The sequence below is a fragment of the Hydrogenimonas urashimensis genome, from assembly GCF_016593255.1.
Classification (GTDB): domain Bacteria; phylum Campylobacterota; class Campylobacteria; order Campylobacterales; family Hydrogenimonadaceae; genus Hydrogenimonas; species Hydrogenimonas urashimensis.
In genome coordinates this window covers 1,525,207-1,551,579 of record NZ_AP023212.1, presented here as the reverse complement: position 1 = coordinate 1,551,579, position 26,373 = coordinate 1,525,207, and the positions used below count along the sequence as shown (strand labels likewise).

Annotated in this window: 23 protein-coding genes; 8 read left to right on the top strand and 15 right to left on the bottom strand. The window is 53.2% G+C overall.

Annotation, left to right across the window (positions count from 1 at the left end; genetic code table 11):
• Positions 1–31: 31 nt before the first annotated feature.
• A complete protein-coding gene (locus JMG82_RS07965; protein ID WP_201352176.1) occupies positions 32–1,210 on the top strand; it encodes an HD domain-containing protein in 1,179 nt (392 codons plus the stop codon).
• A gap of 8 nt (positions 1,211–1,218) precedes the next feature.
• Entirely contained in the window at positions 1,219–2,025 is an 807-nt protein-coding gene (locus JMG82_RS07960) for a glycerophosphodiester phosphodiesterase (RefSeq protein ID WP_201352175.1), read from the top strand.
• Here JMG82_RS07960 and JMG82_RS07955 read toward each other — a convergent pair.
• The 9 genes from JMG82_RS07955 to dnaA all read right to left on the bottom strand — a co-directional run bounded on the left by JMG82_RS07955 (position 2,009) and on the right by dnaA (position 12,945).
• The gene (locus JMG82_RS07955) at positions 2,009–2,623 is read right to left on the bottom strand and encodes an HhH-GDP family DNA glycosylase (RefSeq protein ID WP_201352174.1); all 615 of its coding nucleotides are present in this window, start codon (positions 2,621–2,623) and stop codon (positions 2,009–2,011) included. The genes JMG82_RS07960 and JMG82_RS07955 overlap by 17 nt on opposite strands.
• Positions 2,620–3,090, bottom strand: coding sequence for an LEA/WHy family protein (locus JMG82_RS07950; protein WP_201352173.1), 471 nt, complete (start codon positions 3,088–3,090; stop codon positions 2,620–2,622). Before JMG82_RS07950 ends, JMG82_RS07955 begins: the two co-directional genes overlap by 4 nt.
• Positions 3,091–3,115: 25 nt before the next feature.
• A complete protein-coding gene (locus JMG82_RS07945) occupies positions 3,116–5,503 on the bottom strand; it encodes an HD domain-containing phosphohydrolase (protein WP_201352172.1) in 2,388 nt (795 codons plus the stop codon).
• A gap of 19 nt (positions 5,504–5,522) precedes the next feature.
• On the bottom strand, positions 5,523–6,140 hold the full coding sequence (locus tag JMG82_RS07940) for a hypothetical protein (protein ID WP_201352171.1): 618 nt from the start codon (positions 6,138–6,140) through the stop codon (positions 5,523–5,525).
• A 1-nt stretch (position 6,141) separates the two neighbouring features.
• Entirely contained in the window at positions 6,142–6,531 is a 390-nt protein-coding gene (queF, locus tag JMG82_RS07935; protein ID WP_201352170.1) for a preQ(1) synthase, read from the bottom strand.
• Positions 6,528–7,970, bottom strand: a complete 1,443-nt coding sequence (locus tag JMG82_RS07930) for an EAL domain-containing protein (RefSeq protein ID WP_236579216.1) — start codon at positions 7,968–7,970, stop codon at positions 6,528–6,530. Before JMG82_RS07930 ends, queF begins: the two co-directional genes overlap by 4 nt.
• A gap of 3 nt (positions 7,971–7,973) precedes the next feature.
• Positions 7,974–10,292: a DNA topoisomerase (ATP-hydrolyzing) subunit B gene (gene gyrB / locus JMG82_RS07925; protein WP_201352168.1), complete on the bottom strand. Its 2,319-nt coding sequence runs from the start codon at positions 10,290–10,292 to the stop codon at positions 7,974–7,976.
• A 43-nt stretch (positions 10,293–10,335) separates the two neighbouring features.
• Entirely contained in the window at positions 10,336–11,403 is a 1,068-nt protein-coding gene (gene dnaN / locus JMG82_RS07920) for a DNA polymerase III subunit beta (RefSeq protein WP_201352167.1), read from the bottom strand.
• Positions 11,404–11,610: 207 nt separating this feature from the next.
• Entirely contained in the window at positions 11,611–12,945 is a 1,335-nt protein-coding gene (gene dnaA, locus JMG82_RS07915) for a chromosomal replication initiator protein DnaA (RefSeq protein WP_201352166.1), read from the bottom strand.
• A gap of 120 nt (positions 12,946–13,065) precedes the next feature.
• Between dnaA and ruvC the strand changes: the two genes are divergently transcribed.
• Positions 13,066–13,533, top strand: a complete 468-nt coding sequence (ruvC, locus tag JMG82_RS07910) for a crossover junction endodeoxyribonuclease RuvC (RefSeq protein ID WP_201352165.1) — start codon at positions 13,066–13,068, stop codon at positions 13,531–13,533.
• Between the two features lie 33 nt (positions 13,534–13,566).
• Here ruvC and thyX read toward each other — a convergent pair whose 3' ends face one another.
• Positions 13,567–14,178, bottom strand: coding sequence for an FAD-dependent thymidylate synthase (gene thyX, locus JMG82_RS07905; RefSeq protein ID WP_201352164.1), 612 nt, complete (start codon positions 14,176–14,178; stop codon positions 13,567–13,569).
• Positions 14,179–14,271: 93 nt separating this feature from the next.
• Here thyX and JMG82_RS07900 point away from each other — a divergent pair, with 93 nt between their 5' ends.
• Positions 14,272–15,369: a deoxyguanosinetriphosphate triphosphohydrolase gene (locus JMG82_RS07900; protein ID WP_201352163.1), complete on the top strand. Its 1,098-nt coding sequence runs from the start codon at positions 14,272–14,274 to the stop codon at positions 15,367–15,369.
• Position 15,370: 1 nt separating this feature from the next.
• On the opposite strand, the gene JMG82_RS07895 is transcribed toward JMG82_RS07900, so the two are convergent.
• The 4 genes from JMG82_RS07895 to fliK form a co-directional block, all read right to left on the bottom strand.
• Positions 15,371–17,143, bottom strand: coding sequence for a flagellar hook-basal body complex protein (locus JMG82_RS07895; protein ID WP_201352162.1), 1,773 nt, complete (start codon positions 17,141–17,143; stop codon positions 15,371–15,373).
• Between the two features lie 71 nt (positions 17,144–17,214).
• Positions 17,215–18,885 (bottom strand): flagellar hook protein FlgE, encoded by a 1,671-nt coding sequence (locus JMG82_RS07890; protein ID WP_201352161.1) that lies wholly within the window; start codon positions 18,883–18,885, stop codon positions 17,215–17,217.
• A 2-nt stretch (positions 18,886–18,887) separates the two neighbouring features.
• Positions 18,888–19,556 carry a FlgD immunoglobulin-like domain containing protein gene (locus JMG82_RS07885; protein WP_201352160.1) on the bottom strand — a complete coding sequence of 223 codons (669 nt, stop codon included), beginning with the start codon at positions 19,554–19,556 and terminating at the stop codon, positions 18,888–18,890.
• A 13-nt stretch (positions 19,557–19,569) separates the two neighbouring features.
• Positions 19,570–21,276 (bottom strand): flagellar hook-length control protein FliK, encoded by a 1,707-nt coding sequence (fliK, locus tag JMG82_RS07880; RefSeq protein WP_201352159.1) that lies wholly within the window; start codon positions 21,274–21,276, stop codon positions 19,570–19,572.
• 124 nt (positions 21,277–21,400) lie between these two features.
• Between fliK and typA the strand changes: the two genes are divergently transcribed.
• From typA to JMG82_RS07860, 4 genes are all read left to right on the top strand, one after another.
• The gene (gene typA / locus JMG82_RS07875) at positions 21,401–23,212 is read left to right on the top strand and encodes a translational GTPase TypA (RefSeq protein WP_201352158.1); all 1,812 of its coding nucleotides are present in this window, start codon (positions 21,401–21,403) and stop codon (positions 23,210–23,212) included.
• 110 nt (positions 23,213–23,322) lie between these two features.
• A complete protein-coding gene (locus JMG82_RS07870; RefSeq protein ID WP_201352157.1) occupies positions 23,323–23,877 on the top strand; it encodes a LemA family protein in 555 nt (184 codons plus the stop codon).
• Between the two features lie 10 nt (positions 23,878–23,887).
• Positions 23,888–24,838: a DUF3137 domain-containing protein gene (locus tag JMG82_RS07865; protein WP_201352156.1), complete on the top strand. Its 951-nt coding sequence runs from the start codon at positions 23,888–23,890 to the stop codon at positions 24,836–24,838.
• Positions 24,839–24,888: 50 nt separating this feature from the next.
• The gene (locus tag JMG82_RS07860; protein WP_236579117.1) at positions 24,889–25,428 is read left to right on the top strand and encodes an NAD(P)H-dependent oxidoreductase; all 540 of its coding nucleotides are present in this window, start codon (positions 24,889–24,891) and stop codon (positions 25,426–25,428) included.
• A gap of 128 nt (positions 25,429–25,556) precedes the next feature.
• Here the strand turns inward: JMG82_RS07860 and JMG82_RS07855 are convergent, their stop codons facing one another.
• Positions 25,557–26,336: a TIGR04219 family outer membrane beta-barrel protein gene (locus JMG82_RS07855; protein WP_201352155.1), complete on the bottom strand. Its 780-nt coding sequence runs from the start codon at positions 26,334–26,336 to the stop codon at positions 25,557–25,559.
• Positions 26,337–26,373: the final 37 nt, after the last annotated feature.

Below are 26,373 nucleotides of genomic sequence, written 5' to 3'. Positions count from 1 at the left end.
TGTATAATGAGCGAAAAAAGAGTGCTTCATCATGATCAAACCGGAATTTCTCCATCTACTCTTTTCTACAGCCAGTATCGACCGCTGGAACGATCAGATTCGACCCGTCGATTTCGTCGAGCTCGACAAACAGGCGCACAAGATGATCATCGCGTGGCTTCTTGGGCGAATCGAGGAAGAGGAGAACGGCATGAGGGTCGACTGGCCGAAGCTCATCGGCTACGGGATGGTGGAGTTCGCCTACCGTGCCGTCGTGACCGACCTCAAACCCCCTGTTTTTCATCACCTTCTCCATCATAAAAAGAGGGAGCTCGACAATTATGTCGAAAAAGAGCTTCTCAAAGTGGCCGATGAACGCTTTATGCGGCGGTTCCATGAGTATAGGGCATCCGACGAAGGCGAACTGGAGCGCCGGGTCCTCAATGCGGCCCATTTTCTGGCGAGCCGGTGGGAGTTCGAAATCATCTACGATTTCCATCCGAAAGCCTACGGCGTGGGAGAGATCAAGGAGAAGATCGATTCGGAAGTCGAGGAGTATCTCGACCTAACAGCCGTAAGGCGCCTGGAGCTTGGCAAAAAGAGCCGCAATTTTCTGGAAATCTGCGCGATGCTGAGATTTCAGAAACGGTGGGCGAAGACACCGAGGCTGCCGCAGACTTCGGTGCTTGGGCACATGATTTTCGTTGCGGCGACGGGATGGCTTCTGAGCGTGGAGTACGGCGCCTGCGAGAGAAAAATGGTCAACAACTTTTTCGCGGCCCTTTTCCACGACATTGCCGAGGCCCTGACACGGGATATCATTTCACCGGTCAAGTACGGGGTCGAAGGGCTCGACGAATTGCTGCAAGAGTATGAAAAAAAGGTGGTCGAAGAGAAACTGCTGCCGCTGCTGCCCAGGTACTTACGAAATGACCTGCGCTACTACGTCACCGACGAATTCGCCGACAAAATCCGTCCCGACGGCCGCGTGAATATCGTCACCGACAAGGAGCTGATGGAGACCAAGTACAATTTAGACAGCTACGACGGCATCGACGGGTCGCTCATCAAGGTGGCCGACCATATCGGTGCTTTCATCGAAGCGAGCGCTTCCATCGCCAACGGTGTGGCGACCTCCCATCTGGTGAGTGCCCGCGATGCGCTGACGGCCCGTTACCTTGATTACAAAATCTACGGTATCGACATCGGCGCGCTTTTGCGGAAACTCTGAATGTCCCGATGCGTTTTATAGACCTCTTTTCAAAACCGCATCTCATCGCCGCGCATCGCGGTGACCGCTCCCGCTTCCCCGAAAATACGTTGGCGGCTTTGAAAGGGAGCATCGGCCGATGCGATTTCGTCGAGATGGATATACGTCTTACAAAAGACAAAATCCCCGTCATCCTGCACGACGCCACCCTGAAAAGAACCAGCAACGTCAAGGCGATCGAAGCATTCAAAAACCGTGCACCGTGGCGGGTGGAGGATTTCACCCTGCACGAACTGAAACGGCTCGATTTCGGAAGCTGGTTCTATGAAACGGACCCTTTCGGCACCCTGCGCAGCGGCGAAGCCGAGCTGCCGCCCGAAGATGAGAGATTCCAGAAGATTCCAACGCTTAAAGAGGTACTCGAATTTTCAAAAAAGCACGCCATCTTTCTCAATCTCGAAATCAAAGATTTGCATCGTTGCATTCGGGATGAAGCGCTTCTGGGGATCATTTTTGAGATGATTCGAAAGAGCCGGACCTCATCCATCGTGATGCTCTCCTCTTTTCGCCGGAGCTATCTGCCCCTTTGCAGAGAGTTCGATCCTAACATCGCGACCGCCCTTCTGGCAAACAGGCCTCTTAAAAATCCTTTGGGCATACTCGAAAGACTCCGTGCCGACGCCCTGCACCTCTCAAGAGAGACCGTCCGCCGGTCACTGGTTCGAAAAGTCCGTCAACACGGGCGGTTCGTGAACGTTTTCGTCGTCAATGACCCAAAAGAGAGAAAGCGTCTTTTCGAGTGGGGCGTCAATGGCGTCTTTACAGATTTTTTATGACTCTCTTTTCCAGAATATCGTTCTTGTGCCGGATGAGTCCCGCTTCGATCCGAACGAATCGCAGACTTTTCCGCTCGAATCGGGCAAGATCGATATGGAGTTTTTCGGCCTCTTCGAAGACGATGTCCAGAGGCTTCGGGTCCGCCTTTTCCCAGAAGGGACGAAGCTCTCTTAAGAAGATGTTCACCGTAACGGGGCCCACACCGTAGAATGCGTCGAGGCGCTTTTCCAGATCTTTGGAATCTGAGGCAAGATCGTGCACCCTGTTGAGGCTTCCTTCGTACTTTTCCAAAAGAGATTCGCAGTCTCTTAGAATCTGTTCGGACTTTCTGCCGTCGTAACGGACATACCCGCCTTCCCACATAATGGGATTGACAAGAAAATCCCAGCCTGCATCGAGAATTTTTTCGGGCGTCAGGAGACCGTACTTTTCGAATGCCCGGTAGGTGTGTTTCGCAATGGTCTGGGTGATGCGCCCTCCAAAAAGTAGGCTCGCGAGAAACCATTTGAAGAGTTCCCCGTCCCTTTTGTCGGCAAGATCGATGCCCAGTTCTTCCGAATAGAGGGGCGATCTCTCCAGCTCTTCGAGGGTGATCATTTCGGTACCTGCCGCCCGGCGAGGGAGAGTTGCCCCTCTTTTTTTGTGTGGATCATCGGGATGAAGGAGCCGGCGTCGATAGCGACATCCACGACATAGTCGATGGCCTCTTTTTTCTGTGACATCAGATCTTTGAAAAAGCCGATGGTTTCGAAAATGTCGGGCGTCCCGGTCACTTTCACGTCGGTTTCGCTGTAGGCGGCGATTTTCGGGAGGTCGTGGGCGGCTCCCGTGACGATTTTACGCTTCTGCAGATAGATTTTGTATACGATTCCTTTGATATCGATATCCACAGAACTCGTATTGACGATGTGCAGTCCGATCTCGAAACGGGGAACCATCCCCTCTCCCGGCACCATTGTGAAACTGTTGATACCGACGGAGAGTTCGGGCTTTTTCGTATTGAGGCCGCTGCAGCCTGTGAAAAACAGCAGCAGCGTCGCGATGGAAAGAAGGCGGACAATCATGATGCAACCTTTCGGGATACTTTTTTCATTGTACCATTTTCATTGTGGATTCATTTAAAATCCGGTCGATGTCGACGGCATCGATCTGTTCGGGCTTCAGATACTTTTGCGCATACTCTTTGTAGATGCCCGACCTCAAAAAGAGTTTGAAAATTTCTGCATCCAGGTGGCCTTCTCTCACCATTGCGGCCATGATGCGCAGCGCTTCCGAGAGCGTTTTCATCTTTTTGTAGGGACGGTCGGAGGCTGTCAGCGCTTCGAAAATATCGGCGATCGCCATGATGCGTGCCGGGATGGAAAGTCTCTCTTTGTCCAGCTTCCTTGGATATCCCGTTCCGTCCATCGTTTCATGGTGGGTACCGGCGTATTCGGGAATTTTCTCCATTCCCGGCGGATAGGGCAGCTGCTCGAGCATCCGGATCGTCATGATGACATGCTCTTCGATCTTGAAGCGCTCCTCCTCGGTCAGTGTCCCCTTCTCGATGCAGAGATTGTGGATCTCTCCCCTGTTGTAGAGATATTTGGGCACTTTGAGTTTGAACCCTCTTTTTGTGTATCCCTCCTCGTCGAAATCGTACCGTTCGACAAGATGTTCCGGACGGTCGGCCAGAAGGTTCTCTTCGACGGGCGGCTCTTTCTTCCTGACATATCTGTAGCGTTCCCGTTCTATCTCGGAGAGGCCGAGCATATGGTCGAAATGGCGGATCCACTTTCTTTTCGCGATCGATCGGATTTTCTCTTTTTTCTCCTCGCTCATGAATTCCGAACCGAGGTTGCACTGCGCAATGAAACGGAACTCCTCCATCAGCTTTTGGTGTTCTTTCTCTTTCCACCGTTCGAGCCGCTCCTTCTCCTCTCCCGCGATCAGCCGTTCGTAAAATTCGATTTCGACATCGCGCCAGATCACTTCGAACCGGGTTCGGATTTCATGGATCCGATTGTGGATAGTTTCGAGTTTCGTCGCCTTGTCGACGACATATTCGGGTGTCGTGATCTTCCCGCAATCGTGCAGCCATGCACCCAGTTCGAACTCTTTGAGTGCCTCGTCGCTGTCGAACCGGAAGGCTTCGAATTCGCCCTCCCTGGAGGCACTGGCCGCTTTCGCGAGCATAAGGGCGATGACAGGGACCCGCTTGCAGTGTCCCCCGGTATAGGGCGATTTCGCGTCGATGGCACCAGCAATCAGTTTGATGAACGATTCCATCATCTCCTTGAGGGACTCTTCGTACGCCCGGATGCTTTCGGACATCAAGACAAGCGAATCGGAAAGCTGCATAAGCTCGACGATGCGGGTTGAGACAGGTTTGACCGCTTCGAACCGGCGGGACTTGATCTTTTTATTCTCTCTCATCAGGGCTTTGATGGGCCGGACAATGCGGGCCGTTGTATGAAGTATCAGGGGAATGGCAAACAGAAGTGCCAGCAACGCCGCCGCAAAAGCGTAGAGAATCTTTTGAAGATAAGGTCCCATCATCGCCTCAACCGGTACGGAAAATCCGAGATAGAGATTTTTGCCTATGCCTTCTAAAAGCTGTGTCACCCTCATGAATCGCTTCTTTCCATTGACGGAGGCGGTGAAGACACGGCCCGACTCTTTCTGTCTGACTGCTTCGAGCATCGGCGGATCGAGGGCAGGTTTTTTCGTCGTGGCGGCGATGATCGTACCGTTTCCGTCGAACAGGTAGATTTGCGCCTCGGGAACGAAAAGCTCCTCTTTCAAAAGGTTGTCAAGATCGGAGATTGTCAGATCGATCGCCACGACATTGTGGGATGCGCCCACCGTTTTGGAGTAGGTGATGCCCTCCTCCTTGAGATTTTCGAAACGGTAGGGGAGCGTTCGGTAGAGGCCGCCGCTCTCCAGCGCTTTGGTATACCATGGCCGTGTCGTGACATCGAAATCGGAGGGTTCGCTGCGTCCGAAAACCCTTTTGAGGTCTTCGTCGAGGTAGTCGAACCGCTTGATGCGTCCTTGGGGGGTGTCGTGAATGTAGATAACGCTCCAGCGGGTGCGCGGCGGCGCGTGATAGGTTTTGTAGAGGCGCTCGCGTCCGGCCATATTGACGACTTCGAAAAGATCTCCGTAGGGATTGCCGATGTTTATGGCGTAGATCCGTTTGAAACGGGCCATCGTATAGGTGAGCCGCCTAACGGTTTTGAGGGGAAAAACACCGGAAAAATCGATGTACGCATTGTCGTAGGAGAGTTCGGAGAGAACCGTTTTTACCAACCGGTCTCTGTCGCGCAGATCGAGCGTGATCTTTTCCGCCGCATCCAGAAAACCCCTTTGTGTCGCCTCATACGCCATCGTTTTCGAAAAATGGTACTGCAGGGCGAGCAGGGAACCCGCCACCGTTACGACGACAAAAAGAATGTTGGAAAAAATGTTCGTCCGGATCGTTACGGCGCGCAGCATCTACCCCTGTTCCGGTACGTCATTTTTTCAACGATATCTGCCGGTTCGCACCGGCAAGCGAATCGAGCAGTCTGTTCTGCTGCTCTTCCGTCAGATTGCCGCTTCCGAGAGCCTCGAACATCTTTTCGGCCAGCCGCGCCTGAATCTCCTTCTCTTTAAGCTCCTTTTCATGGGCCATCCTCGCCTCTTCCAGCCGTTTTCTGTGATTTTGGTACTCCCTGAAGAGCTTGACCGTGACCCACAGAAGAAGAAAGAGAAAGAGTGCCGACAGGGCGATGACCCAGCCCACCATTTTTCTGTCACCGAGAATCTCCTCGAGCTGCGTCTGGATCTTTTTGATCGTCAGCTCTTTCTGTGTGAGCAGTTTCGATTTTTCACTTTCCGCTTTCAGCCTGGCTATCTCCAGCTCCTTCTGGGCCCGTATCTTTTCGATCTCTTCGCGGGCCTTGAGTTCCATCTTCTTGATTTTGAGGTCTTCGGTTTTCGGCTGTGTCGCATTTTCGAGAATCGTCCGGGCGTACTCGCTTTTTTTCTGCTCCCCCATCACCCTGGGTGCCTCCCGCGGATTGGAGTGCTGGCACCCTCCGATAAAGAGCAGAAGCATAACGCCGATCGCGACGGTTCGCACCTCTTTCATCTCAAACCTCTTTTTCGAAATGGTCACTGTCGATCTCTATGAGCGTATGGACATTGCCTCTTGGGTTGAAATCGGCCGTCAGTTTCATCCATTTGGGCTGCAGTTTCTCATAGAGCACATCGAACACTTCATTGGCACTCTCCTCGTGGCTGATGTGGCGGTTCCTGAAGGAGTTGATATAGAGTTTGATCGCCTTGAGCTCGACCACCCACAGATCGGGAATATACTCCAGTACGAAAGTGGCGTAATCGGGGTAGCCGCTTCTGGGGCACAGGCAGCTGAATTCGGGAAGGGTGATCGTTATTTTGTAGTTTTTCCGGAATTTGTTGGGCCAGATTTCCAAATCTTTGTCGATATCGAAATTCTCTACAATCTCTTCGCCGTATCTCATCTTTTCGCTCCGTATTTTTTGATCAGTTGTTCGCTTCCCAGCGGCCTGTTCGAGACGATGAATCCCTGGATATAGTCGATCCCGAGCTGTCTGAACCTCTCCAGCGCCTCTTCGGTATCGACCCATTTGATCAATGTTTTGATCCCCATGCTCCGGCAGGCCTGGATATATCCTTTAAGAAGAGAGGAAATTTTCGGATTATTATAAGAAATTGTAAAATCTCTGTCAAACTGCACCATATCGACAGGCAGCTTTTTGATATATTCGAAACTCGCGTTGGGGGCGCCGAAATTGTCGAGGGCGAATTTGATCCCAAGTTCCCGGAGCTCTTCGAGGATCATTCTGTAGCGGGTGATATCCTTGAAAGCCCGGTTTTCGAAAAGTTCGATGATGATACGCTCGTACTCCACCCCTTCCCGCGACGCGACTGTTTTGATCGTTTCGACGAAAGATTCGTTGCGCAGTGAGAAGGGCGAGATGTTGAAACTGAATTGGATATCGGAACGCACACGGACCGCATCTTTGCAGATCGACTCGAACAGTGCCGCATCGAACGCCTTTTCAAGCCCCATGCGGTTGACCACCGGAATAAACTTTTTCGGCGGAAGTATGCCGTTGTTTTTGGTTTTCAGTCGCACCCCCACTTCGAAAAGATCGATCTCGTTTTTGCGGGAATTGAGTGTGGGAATGTAGTGCAGAAGGAGAGCTCCGTCGTGAACCGCTTCGACGATCTCCCGTTCGAGAAGATCGATATCGAGTCTTTTTTCCTGGGGCTCTTTTTTTTCAGACGAGCCTTTCTGCTGGGAGATCGTATCATAAAGATAGGTGATCAGCGCATTCAGATCCGAGGCGCTCTCTTTCTGCACCGCCGCGTATTTGAATTCGACCGCGAGATTGCTGATCTCCCTGTAGGTCGAAACGAAGTCTTCGATCAGATTCAGACTCTCCTGCGCTTCAAGAGGCAGCCCGATAATGAAATCCCCTCCGTGATAGCGGCCGATCAGGGGCTCCTTGAGATCGTGCCGTCGGAAAAATTCATTGAGAACGGAGACGAAAACTTTAAGAAGCCTGTCTCCTCTCTCGATGCCGTAGTGGTCGCTGATGAAGGGAAGATTGTCGAGCCTAAGAAGAAGGATACTGTACTCTTTTTCATGTTTCATCGCCTTTTTCAGCGCGTCCATGAGCGAGTCACGGTTAAAAGCGCCTGTCATTCTGTCGACGAGTGTCTCGGACTGGCCGAGATTGATGAGAAAAAAGAGAAAATAGACGGAGATGAAGAGGACCGCGACGAAAACGGCGATATCCAGCCTCTCTATCTGCAGACGGCTCTGCCGGAAAAAGTAGAAAACGAGGACACTGATCAGCAGCAGGATGGGAATTCCCATTCGCAGCGCCAGTCGGAACCGTCTGGCGCGCTCCTGCTTTTCCGAGAAGAGCATCACTCAGACATCCAGATGCTTGACATCCTTCGCATGCTCTTCGATATACTGGCGGCGGGGTTCCACCTCATCGCCCATAAAGAGTGTAAAGACGTCGCTGGCGGCTTCGCCATCTTCGATGGCCACTTTCAGAAGCCGACGGTTTTCCGGGTTCATCGTCGTCTCCCAAAGCTGCTCGGGGTTCATCTCTCCCAGACCTTTGTACCGCTGGATATAGGCGCCTTTTTTGGCGCTCTTTTCGATTTCGTCGAGCAATTGAAGCAGATCACGGCCCCCGAAAATCTCCAGATCGCGTTCGCTGATCTTGTCGAAAATGTATCGCGCCTCGTTGTAGAAAGGGTTGGTGAAGAGTTCGTCGTCGATGACGATCTCTTCGAGTCCCTCGTCTGTCTGGACATAGAGGTGGATTATTTCGTCATCCACATGTTTGTTGAGAATGTTGTATCCGAGCCCGTCGAGGTAAAGTTTGATCTCTTCATAAAGAGCCTGGGTATTGAGCGCCAAAAGATCGGGATGCTCGATCAGATAGCGGACCACCTCCACGAGGCTGAACCGTTTGTCGAGCTCTTTGAGCGTCATACGGTAGAAAGCGACCAGTTTGAAAAGCTCCGTCAGATCTTTTTTGCCCATCCCCTGGACATCCAGCGCATCGATTCCCCGTTCGATCAGGAATTCGCTCATCGCCCTGTCGTCTTTGAGGTAGATCTCCTGCTTTCCTTTCTTGTACCGGTACAGCGGCGGCTGGGCGATGTAGAGATACCCCTCCTCGATGACCGGCCGCAGGAAACGGAAAAAGAAGGTCAGCAGCAGCGTCTGGATATGGCTGCCGTCCACGTCGGCGTCGGTCATGATGATGATTTTGTGGTAACGGAGCTTGTCGGGGTTGAACTCCTCCCCGATACCGCATCCAAGCGCCGTGATCATGTTTTTGATCTCGTCGCTTTTGAGGATTTTGTCGAGCCGCGCCTTCTCGACGTTGAGGATTTTACCCTTCAGAGGCAAAATCGCCTGGAAGACCCTGTCCCTTCCCTGTTTGGCCGAACCGCCCGCGGAATCGCCCTCGACGAGATAGAGTTCGCTGATCGTGGCGTCCTTGCTTTGGCAGTCGGCCAGTTTGCCCGGCAGGGTTCCGACGGTCATGGCATCTTTGCGGCGCGTCAGCTCCCGCGCCTTTTTCGCCGCTTCCCGTCCTTTGGCCGCCAGCAGTGCCTTTTGCATGATCGCTTTGGCATCGGCCGGGTTCTCTTCGAAGTATTTCATCAGTTTTTCGTAGGTCAGTTTCTGCACCAGAGGTTTGACATAGCTGCTTCCCAGCTTCCCTTTGGTCTGCCCCTCAAACTGCGGCTCGGGAACGCGGACACTCACAACCGCCACCAATCCTTCCCTCACATCGTCGCCGCTTATTTTCGTATCTTTTTCCCGCGCGCTGGCGTTTTCCTGGATGTACCGGCTCACTGCCCGCGTCAGACCGGCCCGGAATCCGCTCTCGTGGGTTCCGCCGTCGGGCGTTCGGATATTGTTGACGAAGCTCAGAAGCTTTTCGTCGTAGGCCGTCGTATACTCGAACGCGATATCGACTTCGATGTCGTCCGCTTTCTCGGAGTAGCTGATGACCGAACAGATCGGCTCTTTTTTCGCCATATCCTGGACAAACTGGTTGAGGCCCCCTTCGAAATGATAGACCTCTTTCTTGCCGATTCTTTCGTCTTCGAAAGTGATCGATATACGGGGGTTGAGATAGGCCAGTTCTTTGAATCGTCTGGCCAGAATGTCGTATTGGAAATCGACGGTCTCAAAAATCGTGGCATCGGGCCAGAACTGGATGGTGGTGCCGCTTTTTCGGGTCTTGCCGGTGACGGTCAGCTCGTTGACGGGGATTCCCTTTTCGAAATCCTGTTCGTGGATCTTGCCATCTCTGTAGATGGTCATGTGAAGTTTTTCGCTCAGGGCGTTGACGACCGAGACGCCGACGCCGTGGAGACCGCCGGAAACTTTGTAGGTGTCCTTGTCGAATTTGCCGCCTGCATGCAGCACGGTCAAAACGACAGTGGCGGCCGAGACCTTTTCGGTCGGGTGCATATCGGTCGGGATACCGCGGCCGTTGTCGCTGATTACGGCACTTCCGTCTTTTTTAAGGGTGATCTTTATTTTGTCGCAGTAGCCTGCCATCGCTTCGTCGATGGCATTGTCGACCACTTCGTAAATGAGATGGTGAAGTCCCTTGACGGATGTGTCGCCGATGTACATGCCCGGTCGTTTGCGGACCGCTTCGAGTCCTTTGAGGACCTTGATGTTGCTTGCACCGTAGTTTTGGTTACTCATATAGTTTCAATCCTTGTCAAATATTTCCGTTCCAGAGTGTTTTTCAGATGATGATCGGCATGATCACCGTCGAGAAGTTGTTGCTCTGAACGATGAAGGGAAGGTTCGGTTCGTTCAGACCCATCGTGAAATTCTCCGTGTCGATGTGACTCAGAAAATCGAGCAGATAGCGGCTGTTGACCGCCAGAACGAATTTGTCTTCGAAACCGGTTTCGGCATCAATCTCCGTAACCGCTTCCGAGTTTTCGTCTCCCAGACTCTTGAATACGATGGAATTTGGTTCGAACGTCAGTTTGATCTCCTGGGAGATGGTGGTGATCTGCTTGATCGCTTCGATGATCTTCGTTTTGGGAAGTGTCAGAGAGTATTTGACACTTTTTGGAATGATGCGTTCGTAGTCGGGGTATTTTCCGTTGATCAGCCGTGTGAAGAAGTAGTATCCCGGGGCGGTGATGATCAGGTTGGTTTCGTCGTAGTGGATGTCGATCTGGTCGAAAAAGAGTTTCTGGATTTCTATAATCGCCTTTTTCGGAATGATCATGGAGAGGGTTGTGTCGCTTTCGTTGGGTATTTTGCCGATGGCGAGGCGCCGGGTATCGGTTCCGACGACGTCGATTTCATTGTCCTTGATGTTGAGAAGGGCGCCGTTGAGCTCATATTTCGGGTTGTTGGTGTCGATGGCGGGCGAGACCTTCTTGAACATCTGTATCAGCTGCATCGAATCGAGTTTGATGGAGGGAAGCTCGTCGACTTCGGGAAAGGTCGGATACTCGTCGGCATTGAACATCGGAAGTTTGAATTTCGAATGGTCCTGTTTGATATGAAGCGTCTCTTCGATCGTTTCGAGGATGATGTCGCCCTCTTTGAGAATACGTACGATGTCGAGGAGTTTCTTTCCGTTGGCTGTCGCTTTGCCGTCAAGCTGGGTGCTGACATGTTCCGTTTCGATTTTCAATCCGATCTCCTGGTCTGTAGCCTTGGCGGTAAGCAGATTGTCGGATGCGATCAAGAGCACATGGGAAGTGATCTGCGACGTATCCTTTCTCTCGAGAAAAGGCTGAAGGTTGATCAGCAGTGATTCAAGCGTGCTTTTGGCTACAGCAAGTCTCATCGGAACTCCTTGTTTGTTTTTTTAATTTTTTCAGTAGCGGTAGTCGTATGGCGTGTTTATGTGAAAAGCGCGCGCGTGCCGCGGAATTCTGGGATCTTTTCGTCGAGGCGGGTAAAACGGACTCTTCACCTTTTTTCACTGGTAATTATTATATCTTTTTTTTACGTCAAAATGAATAGATTTCGTCTCAAAGATGCCTTCGGACGGCTATTCCACGGTGATGGCCGTAATTTTGTGGCCCAGCTCCTCGATTTTGGCTTTGAATGTTTCATCCCTGTCAAGCATTTCGTTGATCTTTTTCATGGCGTGGCTGACGGCCGTATGGTCTTTCATGCCGAAATACTGGGCGAGGCTGGGCATGGAGTTGGGTGTGAGCGACCGGGCGAGGTAGATGACGATGCGCCGCGCCTCGACGATCTTCCGGCTGCGGCTTTTGCTCTTGATCTCGCTCGGCTTGACATTGAGCTCTTTGGAGACCACTTTGACGATGTCGTCGATCGTGATGTTTTCGCTCCGCTCCTTCAGCTGGTTCTTGACGACATTTTTTGCGAATTCGAGGGTGATGTTCTGGTTCATCATGTTCGCAAAAGCGTTGAGCTGGATAATGATCCCTTCGATCTCCCGGATATTGTTGCCCATGTTGGCGGCGATGTAGTTGACGATGTCATTGTCGATCTGGATGCCGTTGAGTTCGCACTTTTTCTTGATGATGGCGATTTTGGTCTCCAGTTCAGGCGGCTGGATGTCGACGATGAGCCCCCACTCGAAGCGGCTTCTGAGGCGCTCCTCCAGCCCGGCGATCTTTTTGGGGTGCTGGTCGGAGGTCATGACGATCTGCTTGCCGGCACCGTGAAGCTCGTTGAAAGTGTGGAAGAGCTCTTTTTGGGTCTCTTCCTTGCGGCTGAGAAACTGGATGTCGTCGAGCAGAAGAATGTCGCAGCTGCGGAATTTGTCCCTGAAGCGGTCCATCGTGTGGTTGCGCAGATGATGGGTGAACTGGTTCATGAACTGTTCGAGCGAAGTGAAAATCACCTGTCTGCCGCGCTCCAGGTTGAAGTTGCCGATGGCGTGCAGCAGATGGGTCTTCCCCAGTCCGGCCCCGCCGTAGATGAAAAGGGGGTTGTACTGTTCTCCCGGTTTTTCCGCGACGCGCAGCGCTGCCGTGTAGGCGAACTGGTTGGAACTGCCCACGACGAAGCTGTCGAAAGTGTAGGAGGGGTTGAGAATCGTGCTCTTCGTGGGGGATTTGGGTGAGGGTGCCTCGGAAAATTCACCCCCTTTCGGTTCGGCGGCCTTTTTGCGGCCGTTTTTGACTTCGATGGAGATTTGCGGCTTGATGCCGGTCTTGAGTTCAAAAAGGTGGGACAGTTTCTCGCCGTAGCGGGTTTTGACCCATTTGGATATCAGGGGATTTGGGGCGTAAAACACCGCAATATCGGACCTGGAAGCCTCTTCGTCGTACCGAAGCTGCCGAATGTAGCGTTCGTATTCGATCTGGGGAATTTCCTGTTTGAGAAGTTGCAGAATCTGTTGTCCGAGCATCGTTTCAACCTGTGAATAAAGTATGTGAATAACTTGAAGCATTTTATCCCAATTACGTTAAAATGAGGTTAGAAAATTGTGAAGAGTGACTTATTCACACTGTGAAAAAAGGGTGAAAGCGTGAAGATACTTGGAATTGATCCTGGCAGCAGAAACTGCGGGTATGCCATTGTCGAAAAAGAGGGACGTTCTCTTCGGCTCGTGGAGGCCGGATTGATAAAGATCAAAGAGAAGGATCTGCAGCATCAGATCGTCGAGCTGGTGGAGGGGCTCGATCTTGTATTGAAAGCCAACCCTGTCGACGAAGTGGCGATCGAAGATATCTTTTTCGCTTTCAATCCCAAAACGGTGCTGAAACTGGCGCAGTTTCGGGGGGCTTTGAGTTTGAAGATTCTGCAGGAGCTGGGCAATTTCGCCGAATACACACCGCTTCAGGTCAAAAAAGCGCTCACAGGCAACGGCAAAGCGGCCAAGGAGCAGGTGGCGTTCATGGTAAAGAGGATTCTGAAAATCGACAGGGAGATCAGGCCCCTGGATATCACCGACGCAATGGCTGTGGCGATCACCCATGCGCAGCGGATGAAGTGAGCGGCGGGCAGCGGGGTATCCCGGCAGCCGCCTTTATATCTCTTTGATCGTGAAAAGATATTTGTGATCTTCGGGCAGGGCGCCGTAGACGGCATGGGCGAGGTCGCGGATTTCCCACAGCGCCGCTTTGTCGCTTCTTAACCACAGGAAATTCTGAAGGCTGCGGGCGTTGATGGTCCAGGTCAGTTCGGTTTTGTAACACTCCGGCAGGGCATATTTGGCTTTGTCGTTGGCGATGCCGGCTACCAGCAGCTGCCGCAGATTTTCCAGTGCTTTGATACTCATTTCGTTGACCAGTGCCTTGTCGGTCATGACGAGATATTTTTCGGCCCGTTGGATATCCGCGGATGTGAAAGGGGATTCGGTTTTGAGCTCTTTGAGCGTGTAGCGGGTGCTTTTGACACTCAGACTCGCCATGCGGTGGCGCGCGAGCTCCTGCAGCACGGCGCGGCTGATCCCCTGGATATAGAACGTATAACAGAGATGCTCGAGGGTGCTGGCGTGTTTGAACTTGTTGCCGACACGGTCGATGAGTTCCCGGTCTCTCTCCCCGCCGCCGTCGCTTTTGTCGAAACTCTGCCAGCATGTCCGTATGGCATGGGCGCACACTTCCAGTGGGGTATGGTGCATCAGCGTCACTTTCATCGGCTCGCCTTTTTGGATAAAATTGATCCAATTATAATATAAATCGCGCATCGATTTCTTAAGCCACCCATACCGGGATTCCAAGGAAAATTTATGCAGTGCACCGATCGTTTCCATGCGGCCATTCCGGATTTCAGGGACCCGTTTGCCCGTGACCGTGACAGGGTTATCCATACCAGTTCGTTCCGCCGCCTGGAGTACAAAACCCAGGTTTTCATCAACCACGAGGGAGACTATTTCAGAACGCGACTGACCCATTCGCTGGAGGTGAGCCAGATCGCCAGGTCGGTGGCCACGGCGTTGGGGTGTCACGAGACACTGGCCGAAACGATCGCCCTGGCCCACGATCTGGGCCACACCCCTTTCGGCCATGTGGGGGGTGACACGCTCGATAGTTGTCTGAAAAAAGATGGCAATACAAACGGTTTCGAGCACAACTTCCAGTCGTTCCGCGTCGTGACGAAACTGGAGAAACGCTACGCCCCGTTTGATGGCCTGAACCTCACCTTCGCCACGCTGGAGGGCATACTCAAACACTCCTACCCCTACCGAAAGCCCTTTCTGACGGAGTGGTATGACGAGGTTTTCGGACTCGACTACCACCCTTCCATCGAAGCGATGATCGTCGACCATGCCGACGAGATCGCCTACATCAGTCACGATATCGACGACGGCATCCAGTATGGTCTCATCTCTTTCGAGGATATTCTGGAAAACGAACTGGTCCGGATGATCGATGCCAGGGTAAGGAGCGAAGTACTTCAGAGAGGATCGAAGTTGCACCGTTACCGGTTCGTGGGAATGCTCATCAGCCATCTTGTGACGGAACTGATCGAATCGAGCCGCGGAAGGGTACCCCGGGGCAGAGGCGTTTTGTGCCGTACCCTGCCCGCTTCCGAGCCGCTTCCTGTGCGGTTCGACAAAGAGCTGGCGACCGAGATCAAAAAGCTCAAGAAGATCCTTTTTGAAAAACTCTATCGCCACGAGCGAATCGTCAGCAAGATGCATGCCGGCAAGATCTGTATCGAAAATCTCTACAAGGCTTTCACGGAAGATGGCAACCTTCTTCCCGACGAGTATCGCAGACGGCTGGAAAAGGAGAAAAAGGAGAGAGTCATCGCCGACTTCATTGCCGGCATGAGCGACCGGTACGCGCTGATGCGGTACCGGGAAGTTTATGGCCTGATGTAAATTACTGCTTGAGCTGCAGCAGCGTCTGCAGCATCTGGTCGGAGGTCGTGATCGATTTGGAGTTGGCCTGGAAACCGCGCTGAATAACGATGAGATTGGTCAAAGAGCGGCTCAGGTCGACGTTGGACATCTCCAGGGAGGATGCCGAAATGAAACCGCGCTTGCCCGTCGCGGCCTGGCCGATGATGGGGTCTCCTGAGTTGGATGTCTGGATAAAGACGTTGCCGCCGTCGGCTTCGAGTCCCTCGTTGTTGGCAAAACTTGCCATTGCCACCTGGGCGAGTCCGAAGCTTCTTCCGTTGGTGAAACTGCCGATCAGCGTTCCGGTCTCGTCGACGCGGATGCCGTTGAGGTCGCCGCCGGGATAGCCGTCCTGGCTGATGCCCGACGTGCTGGAAGGGTTGTCGAAACTGGTCATTCCGTCAAAAAGCCCCGCGGTACCCAGTTCCAGATTGACCGTCTGCTTCGGTGCGGAGCCGTTGTTGCCCGTAAAGCTGATATTGGTCGGGGAGAAAGTGGAGAGGGAACCGTCCGAATTGAAAGAGATGCTACCGACCAGATAGTTTTTGGGATCGGTGGTGTTGATTTCGGAAGGTTCCGGAACGCTGAGCACCATCATCCACTCCGATCCGTTCGTATTCTGGGAAATTTTTCTGAATTCAAAACGCAGAGTGTGCTTTGTACCGAGGGAATCGAAAATATCGATGCTCGACGCGTGGGTGGCGGAGTAGAAGGACTGGGAGATTTTCGAATCCCCGTCCGGTATGGCACCTTCCAGCGGTGTAAACATATCCAAAAACTTCTGATTCAGTTTGTTTCCCGTTGCGGCGGTATCCGGTCCTTCCACAACGATTCTGATTTCTCCACCGGTATTGTTGAAAACTTCAAATTTTCCGTTCTCGTTGAGTGTAACGGTCGTGCCGGCTCCCGCTGCCGACTGCATAGCGCTTCGCAGATCTTCGTTTGTTGTAAAAGGTGTCCCATTTGCGGGTGTCGTTGTATTACTCGGATCGTCGTAGACAAATTCGGTAAAACTGGCGCCTCCGTCGAATGATATCCGGAATGCGTCGCCTTCTTGCATCGCAAGCGACTCTCCCGTCCCGTTGAAAAGCGTTTTGAAGTCAAGATAGTAAGATTTTCCCGCGTTCTCTATCGCCCTCGCCTCTTCACTGTCGTTTTGGCCGGAACTGTCCAGAGAGAAAACGAGGGATTTGTTTTCTATCTGCTGGCCGGAGTTGAGATTGGCTTTGAGCGAAACCATGGATGTCGCATTGGCCGGTGTCGTCAATCCGGGCGGAATGGTGATGTTTTGAATGGGAGCGGTCGCATCGATCTCGTTGGTGGCGGGGTCCCGTATCCATCCCTGGACGATATAGCCGTTGTTGTCGACGAAGTTTCCCTCCGCATCGAAAACGAAATCCCCGTTTCGTGAATATTTGTACGTCTTGCCTCCATCGGGGCTTATCACAAAAAAACCGTCCCCCTGGATTGCCAGGTCGGTGTTCTTGTCGGTTGTCTGCACAGAACCCTGTTTGAAAATTTTGGTGATCGATCCCACCTGGGTTCCCAGTCCCACCTGCATCGGGTTTTTGCCTCCCAGTTCCCCCTGGGGCGCCGTGGCGATTTTGCTTGTCTGGCTCAGCATGTCCGCGAAATTGACGCGGCTGTATTTGAATCCTGTGGTATTGACGTTGGCGATGTTGTTGCCCTCCACATCCATCGCGATTTGGTGGGCTTGAAGTCCGGACACGCCGGCCCATAGTGATCGCATCATGGTTCTATCCTTTGATAGTGATTTTTATTCTTCTTTTCATTCAGGTGAAATTCTTCAAGCAAAATCCATTCCTACTTCTTCATATTGATCGCTTTCTGGATCATCTGGTCGCTGGTCGTGATACTCTTGGCGTTGGCGTCGAAGGCTTTTTGCATGACGATCATCTCGGTCAGTGCTCTTGAAAGCTGCACGTTGCTGCTCTCCAGGGCGTAGGAGTGTATGACGGCTCCCTGGACCACATTGCCCGCGGCATCGGTATAGAAGAAGGGCTTGCCGCTGTTGAGTGTGGCGCGGAAAAGGACATTCCCTTTACTGGCCAGACCCTGATCGTTCTGGAAATGGTAGACAGGAAGCCTGGCGGCCGCCGAGGTTTTGCCGTTGGAGAAGTTTGCATAGATTGTGCCGTCTTCGGCCGCCACGTATCCACGCAGGTTGCCTGCCTCGTATCCGTCGTGGGTGGCGGCGGTACTGGCGGTCGCCAGGTTCGCGAATGTCGTCAGGCCGTCGTATCCGCTGTTGGGAATCTCCGGATCGTAGGGGGTACCGAAATTCAGCTGCAGCGGGGTTTCCGCATTGTTGAGAGGGGGGATCGTGTTGGCCGACAGGGCGCCGTTTTCGTTGAAACGGACTTCACCGTTTTGGCGGTCGATGACGGTATAGACCCTGTGTGTCGACTCTTCGATATAGTACCGCTGCGGATCGTACACGGTATCGGGATCGTACTCTTCGTAAAACTGCATCAGCTTGATCTCGGCATCCCAGACCGAACCCAGCTGTGGGAGAGGAAGCCGCTGGGTAAAGTTCATATCGATGACGGCCCGTTCCCCGCCCGCCGTGAACACAGGCATCTGAAAATGGCCCACGTTGGGGATATCCTGATAGGTATGAAGCCTGCTTTCGACACTCAAAGGAGCGTTTTCGGAGGGGTGAAGAGCGCTGATATCGATATTTTCGATCGACCAGTGGAGTGTCTCGTCCAGCAGGGTGCTGGCTTCGATTTCATCTCCGGCACTGTTTCGTATCGTGACGACGACGGTTTGCCCCGGCCGGGGTTCGAAGATCTCGTCGGAGGGTGTCACGCTGCCGGAGATGGTCGCTTCCAGCCTGTTGTTGTCAATATCCGTCGTGTAATCGTTTTGGGGGATCGTGACGACGACGTTGCCTTTTTCCACGGTTGGATTGAGATTGGCTTTGAAGGAGGCGTTTTCCGTCGGGCGGCCGGGTACTCGGGCCTCTCCGGGAAGAAAGATGTCGCCGACGGGGACGTTTTCGCGCAGAGGAATTGAATCGACGAGTGCGGCGATATAGCCTCCCGGGTTTTCGGGGTCGGGTCTGAAGATGTTGCCAGAGACGCCTTGCACATAACTGCCGTTTTCCGCCGTCAATGTCTGCGTTGCGTCGACAAAGAAAGCTCCGTTGCGCGTGTAGAGTCGCTCACCGCCGTTCCTGACGGCAAACCAGCCGTCTCCTGCGATCGCCAGATCGAATGTGTTGTCGGTGGCCACGATGGAGCCCTGATCGGTGTCGAGCGCCGTGGCGTTGACACGGCTTCCGAGTCCTGTCTGGCTGTCGACGGGGGCAAGGCCCGATCCGCCGAGCGTCTGGCTGAAAACGGTGGCGAACTCGACCGTTTTGCCTTTGAATCCGATCGTATTGACATTGGCGATGTTGTTGGCGATCGTATCCATGCCGAGCATGTAGGTTTTCGAGCCGGAGACACCGTTGTAGAAAGATCTGTTCATTCCTATCCTCCGTATATTTCGCCGATCTCATCCATCGGAAGATAGCGGTTGCCCACTTTCAGCAGCGCTTCGCCTTTGTCGAAGCGGACCGCCTCGATGGGATAGGAACCGGTGCGGCTGTAACCCTTCTGCCCGTCGGATGTCATGTAACTGAGCATCGCCCGGTAGCTGCCCTCGTTCAACCGGTTGCCCGCCCCGTCCGTGCCGTCCCATGAGAATGTATGGATTCCCGCGCCCATCGCATCGACAGGGATGGTGCGCACGACGTTGCCCTGCGTATCCTCTATCTGAATGGTTCCGGACGAGATGTTTTCGGGCAGATAGATGTCGAAGGTCGGCGTATTGTTTTCGTCCAGCACGAACCCTTCGTTGCTCAACGAGGCCATCTTCCCGATGGCGGAAACAATGGCCAGCGACGAACTCTGTGTCAGTGTGGCGGCCAGTTTTTCGAGGGCTTTGTTGGTATTGTCGGAAGCTTCCAGGGTGGCCAGCTGCGATGTCTGCGTCAGCATCTTTTCGCTGTCCATCGGGTTGGTCGGGTCCTGGTACTGCAGCTCTGTTAGGAGCAGTTTCATGAAGTCGTCTTTTCCGAGAATCGCGTCGGGGTTGGAGACAACATCGCTCTTTGAGGTAAACGTGGTATCGGGTTTGAATGTGGTGGTGACATCCATCTTTGTCTCCTTGTCAGATATAGTACGGGATGATGATGTTCAAAGAGTCGTAAAAATCGCTTCTCTCTTCCGCGATTGCGACATCTCCTTCGCTTCGGCTCTTTTGCATGTTGTGCCGCGGCCGCTGTTGCTGCTGATTCATACTGAACTGCATCTGCACATCGCTAAAACCCATCGAGACGAGCTGGCTTTTCAACTCCTGTCCCTGGGTGGCCATGAGGCCGATGGCATTGGGATTGGAGTGCACCTGCACATGAAGATTGCTGCCGCGGTTGACAAGGGTCAGTTCGACCGCTCCGAGCTCTTTGGGCTCAAGAAGCATCTTCATGCGGGTAAAGGGGGGTTTGTAGTTTTCCACCTGCTCCTGAAGCTGCCGGGCGAAATGGCGTACCGTCGCTTTGGCGTCGGCGATTTTCTGATGAAGGGATTCGCCCGTTTTCGTGTTTTCGGCAACCAGGTGATCGGGCAGATCCAAACCGTTCGGATCGGAGATTTCAGAGGAGGGCTGTTTGCTCTCTTCCTTTCGCGGACTCTCGATTCCATCCGGCCCCTTCTGGGCTGCTGTCGTCTCTTTTTTTGCGGCACGGCTTCGGTGATCGGGATGGGCGGTAAGCTCCATCAGTTTTTTCAGCGCATTCTCCACAGGAGCCGATCCTTCTTTGTTGGCGGGAGTATCGCCCGCTCCTGCGGACTCTTTCGCCGCTGCCGTCTCCTCGGTCGGGCTGCCAAGCTCTTGCGGGGGTACGGTCTTAGGATTCTTCGGCGCATGGGATGGGAAGGGACGCCGAAGCAGTTCGGCGGTACTGCGGGAAATGTCTCCGTTTCTTTCGGATGCATTATGCGTCCGGTGCGGCAGATTCCCGAAGAGGGGGGTTGGTTCGCTCTTTTTCTGGATGTGGAGGCTCGCTCGTTTTGGATTGAGTCCGATGTTTTTGGCAAAATCGACGAGTTCCGTCACTCTTTTGGCTCGTTTGCCCCTCTTTTTGACCGCATGGCCGGTTTGCAGGATTTCGGGCACTCCGGCGACCCTCTTTTTGGAGAAGAACGGAGGTTCCTGGAGAGGAAGGGGGACCTTCCGGTTCTTTGTAAAGGGCGACGCTTCATCCGGCGCGAATGGAGAAAATGGAACGAAAACCCCAAAGAGTCTCTCCAGGGAGGGCATTCTCTTTTCCCCTGCCCCATCCGGCGGCGCTTTTTCGGATTTTTGCGGCTTTTTTGTGACGATTCTCAAAAGAAGCGGCTCAGAAATTTTTATAGGCGCTGCAGGGGCAATTTTCTCTTGACCCTTTTGTGTTTTTATCCGTTTTACAGGAGGCGCCGCTTCCTGTAAAACGGGAATTTCCACCTTCACGGCCTCCGTGTCGCCGTCCTCATGTAAAAGCGGAAGCCTTCCGTCGTTTTCAGGAAAATCCTGAATGTGAACGATCGTTCTTTTCAACATCGGCGGCGCTTTTTCCCGCGGCGATTCGGCTTGGTTGGGCAGATTTGCGGCAACTCTTTCGCTTTTTGGCGTTTTTTTGGAAATTTCTCCCGGCTCGTGCAACATGCGGCCGAGCGGAGCTTTTGATTTTGTTTGCGTCATTTTCTCTTTGCCGCCCAGCAGAAGCTGGAACAACTCTTTGAAAAAATCATCGCCCCCTTCCGGTGAGAGAACATCGGCTTTGCCCTTTCCGGGTGGGATCGCTTTCGTCAGCAGCGCAGAGAGCTGAAGTAGAGCCATAGGAACCCTTTTTTGGAACTTTGAACTGATCAAGCAAAAGATGTTCCACCGTGTCCTGGATGCAAAACGCCATATTTTGGATATAATGCGCGAAATATCTACACAACTACAGGACTACACACCCATGCAAAACATTCGAAACATAGCCGTCATCGCGCATGTCGACCACGGTAAAACAACACTGGTCGACGGCCTTTTGCAGCAGTCGGGCACTTTCGAAGCCCACAAAGATGTTGCCGAGCGCGTCATGGACAGCAACGATATCGAAAAAGAGCGCGGTATCACGATTCTTTCGAAAAACACGGCGATTCGATACAACGACTTCAAAATCAACATCATCGACACACCGGGCCACGCCGATTTCGGCGGCGAGGTCGAGCGGGTGCTCAAAATGGTCGACGGGGTACTGCTTTTGGTCGATGCCCAGGAGGGGGTCATGCCCCAGACCAAATTCGTATTGAAAAAAGCGATCAGCCTGGGTCTGCGCCCCATCGTCGTCGTCAACAAAATCGACAAGCCGGCCGCCGAACCCGAGCGTGTCGTCGACGAAGTTTTCGACCTGCTGGTAGCACTCGACGCCGACGAAACGCAGCTCGATTTTCCGGTTCTCTACGCCGCCGCCCGCGACGGGTACGCCAAATGGAACATGGAAGATGAAAACAGGGACCTCACGCCCCTTTTCGAAGCGATTTTGGAGTATGTCCCGGCGCCCGAAGGGAGTGCGGAGAATACCCTGCAGACCCAGGTTTTCACCCTCGACTACGACAATTACGTCGGCCGCATCGGTATCGCGCGCATCTTCAACGGAAAAGTGAAAGCGGGCGAGCAGGTCCTTCTGGCAAAAAGCGACGGAGAGAAGCTCAAAGGGCGCATCAGCAAACTGATCGGCTTTCTTGGTCTGGAGCGTATCGAGATCGACGAGGCCGAAGCGGGTGACATCGTGGCCATCGCCGGATTCAACGAGATCGATGTGGGCGATACCATCACCGATCCCAACGATCCCCAGCCCCTCGATCCGCTCCATATCGAAGAGCCGACGCTTTCGGTCATCTTCAGCGTCAACGACGGGCCTTTCGCCGGACGCGAAGGAAAGTTCGTCACGGCCAACAAGCTCAAGGAGCGTCTTGAAAAGGAGATGCAGACCAATATCGCCATGCGCCTCGAACAGCTGGGCGAAGGGAGTTTCAAAGTCTCCGGCCGCGGGGAGCTGCAGATCTCGATTCTGGCGGAGAACATGCGCCGCGAAGGGTTCGAATTTCTGATCTCCCGTCCGGAGGTGGTCATCAAGGAAGAAAACGGCGTGCGAATGGAGCCCTACGAGCACCTGGTGATCGACGTGCCCGAAGAGTTCAGCGGTTCGGTTATCGAAAAGTTGGGACGCCGCAAAGCGGAGATGACGTCGATGCATCCGATGCCTGACGGCACGACCCGCATCGAGTTCGAGATTCCCGCCCGCGGACTCATCGGTTTTAGAACACAGTTTTTGACCGACACGAAAGGAGAAGGCATCATGAACCACTCCTTCCTCGCCTACCGGCCTTTCGTCGGCAATGTGGAGCATCGGGCCAACGGGGCGCTGATCTCGATGGAAAACGGCAAGGCGCTGGGTTACTCTCTGTTCAATCTTCAAGATCGCGGCACCCTCTTTATCAAGCCTCAGACGGAGGTCTATGTGGGTATGATCATCGGCGAGCATGCCCGGCCCAACGATCTTGAGGTCAATCCTATCAAAGGAAAGAAGCTCTCCAACGTCCGCTCTTCCGGCGCCGACGACGCGATCGTCCTGGTCCCGCCGCGGGAAATGACGCTCGAGCGTGCGATGGAGTGGATCGAAGATGACGAACTGGTGGAAGTGACCCCCGAAAACATCCGGGTGCGCAAACGCTACCTCGATCCCCATGTCCGAAAACGGATGGAGAAGCAGAAAAAAGCCTGATAAGAGAGAGGAAACACTGGGGCTCCCTGGTGCCCTTCGTTCAAAAATTGATGGAAATACCGATTCTTTGATATCCTCTTTTCGATGTACTATTTTCAAAAAGGCAGATCATGAAAATTCTTGTTGCAATCGGCATCATCCTGCTTCTTGCCGTCCTTATCTACAACACCCTCGTCTCCCGCCGCAACCAGTGCGACAACATTTTCGCCAGTATCGACGCGTTGCTGAAGAAGCGCTACAACCTCATCCCCAACCTGGTGACACTGATGAAAGAGTCGATGCGCTACGAGCGGGATCTGCTCGAAAGGGTGACACAGCTGCGAGCCAAAGCGATGCGGCCCAACCTCACACCGGAAGAGAAGATCGCCATCGCCGATGAGCTGACCCAGCCGCTGCATGGACTGATGGTGGCTGTGGAAAACTACCCGGAGCTCAAGGCCAACGAACAGATCATGCAGCTGATGCGTTCGCTCAACGAGATCGAGGAGCAGATCGCCGCGGCCAGGCGGGCTTACAACCAGGCGGTGACCGACTACAACAACGCCCGCCAGATGTTCCCCTCCTCCCTGATCGCCGCCTGGTTCCGTTTTCAACCCAAAGAGCTTTTCGAAATTCCCGAAACCGAGCGGAAAAACATCGATATCAAAGAGCTGCTCAAAAGCTGACTGAGTCGGGATGGACATCAAAACATCGGATCTGCTCGACTTCTACTACGACGAACTTTACAACGAGCTGACATCTCTTGAATCGGAGCGCAAACGGATTCTCAAACAGCTTTATGTCGTTGCGGCAGTGGTTGCGGGAGTGGCGGCGGCCTATTTTTTTGCAACAAAAGGCGATCCGGTCGAAAAGATCCTGACCCTTCTGCCCATTGGCTTTGCTATCGTGGCGTTGTCTGCCCGGTGGTTCGGCCACAGCTACCGCAACCGTTTCAAAAGAGACGTTTTTCGACGGCTTGTCACCCATATCGATCCATCTTTGACGTACGATCCCGACGGCAAGGTGCATGAAGGGCTGTTCGTTGCCAGCGGCCTTTTCGAAACCGATTACGACCGCTACGAAGGCAAAGATTACATTCGCGGAAAAATCGGCAAGACCCCGATCGAGTTCTCCAATCTGAAAGTCGAGAAAAGAAGTCGCGACGCCAGGGGCAGGGAGCATCGCGAAACGATATTCAACGGAACATTCATCGTGACAGAATTCCATAAGCATTTCACCCGCTCTTTGATGGTTCTACCCGATGTGGCGGAGCGTTACATGGGCGTGCTGGGGGGCTGGTTTCAGAATATCGGGTCCAAAAATCTGGTGCGCATGGATTCGCCCGAATTCGAAAACTATTTCAAAGTTTACTGCGACGATCCGGTGGAAGCCCACTATCTTCTCACTCCCAACCTGATGGAGAAGATCGTGGCCTTGAGAAAAGAGGCGGGATCGGATCTGTACTTCTCCTTTCGTTACGACAAACTCTTTATCGCTATCGCAAACGGAGGAAAATGGTTCGAGCCCACCCTCTTTCGCTCCCTGCTGCGTCTTGATGTTTTCAAATCCTATATCGACAATCTCGATCTCATTCTCAGCATCGTCGAGGAACTCAATCTCAATCGGCGCATATGGAGCAAAGCGTAACGGATGCTAAGTGAGGTTGGGGTAGAATTTGGAAGCGAAAGGAGCGGCGCATGAGAAACGAAGAGATTTTTATGGAAGCGATGCGGGCACGGCACGCCTGCAAGATGTTCGATGAAAAGAGAAAGATTCCGAAAGAGTCGCTGCAGACCATTCTGGAGTTTGGCCGCCTGAGTCCCTCCTCTTTCGGCATGGAACCGTGGCGTTTTCTCGTGGTCCGGGACCAGGGGCTGAAAGAGACGCTGCGGCCGCTTTGCTGGAACCAGCCTCAGATCACGACATGCAGCGATCTTGTGATCATCAAGACGATTCTCTCCCCGCTGACACCCGGCAGCGACTACAGCCGAAAGATGCTTTCAAGAAGGGATCTGCCCGAGCAGAAGATTCGCGCCTACTTCGAAAGGTACGACAAATTCGTTACGGAGAAGATGGCAAAAGAGGGGCTTTTTGCCTGGGCATCCAGGCAGTGCTACATTGCAGCGGCCAACATGATGACAGGAGCGGCGGCGATGGGGATCGACAGTTGCGCGATCGAGGGTTTCGAAAAAGAGAAAGTTGAAGCGGTACTGCAGATGGATGTGGCAAAAGAGTAGATCGCACTCATTGTCACTTTCGGTTATCGCGTCAAGGAGCCTCCGGCGAAGATCCGTCTGCCCCTCGAAGAGATCGTCGAATACCTGTAGCTATCCGGGAAGCGCGGATACCGCTTCCGAGCTGCGGATCAAAAATCCAGGAGCGCTCCGAAGAAGACTCCCTGGATGTCGATATCCGAATCGGTATCCTCGACATCGTCGAGCTCCACCTTTTCATACCGGTATCCGACCTCGAAACCAAGACCCATTGAAAACGTGTAGCGTGCATCCGCCTGCACATCGTAAAGGGTGCTTCCGTCGTAGGTGATCCAGTTGCCCTCGGCGCCCAGTGAAAAACCTTCCAGAAAGGGCAGCGGCACCCGAATGTTGCCATAGAGCATCGGTACGACAAAATCGATATCCGTCTGATCGTTTTCACCTGTCTGTCTGTCGGTCACCTTGACATAGCCGTCGAAATATCTAACGGTCAACCCCAGGTCGAAATCGATGCCGGTATCGACCACTTCGTAATAGAGCGTCCCATCGTAACTGTCGAGCTTCGCTTCGGAATGGATGTCCCGGCCTTCGGTAAAATCGATATTACCAAATGTAAAACTTCTCTCGATACGGCCGTCTCCCTCTGTTTCCGTGCGTGTATAGGCGACTTTTACGTTGGGCACGATCGGTATCGGATGCTCCAGTTTCGCCCGCAGGTAGATATCGTTCTGCGCATCGAGATTCAGATCGTCATCCGCGTCGACCTTGCTCTGGTCATCGGGCAGATCGTTGGGATACTTGACCCATCCCCCCGGATCGTGATGCCATCCGCCGACAGCAATTTCACCGCCCAAAAGCGTATCCGCGGAAGCCGACACTGTGCCAAGAGACAAAAATGCCGCCGCGGCACCGAATAGAATCTGCTTTTTCATGACTGTCCCGCCTTTCCTTGCCTTTTAGTATATCTGC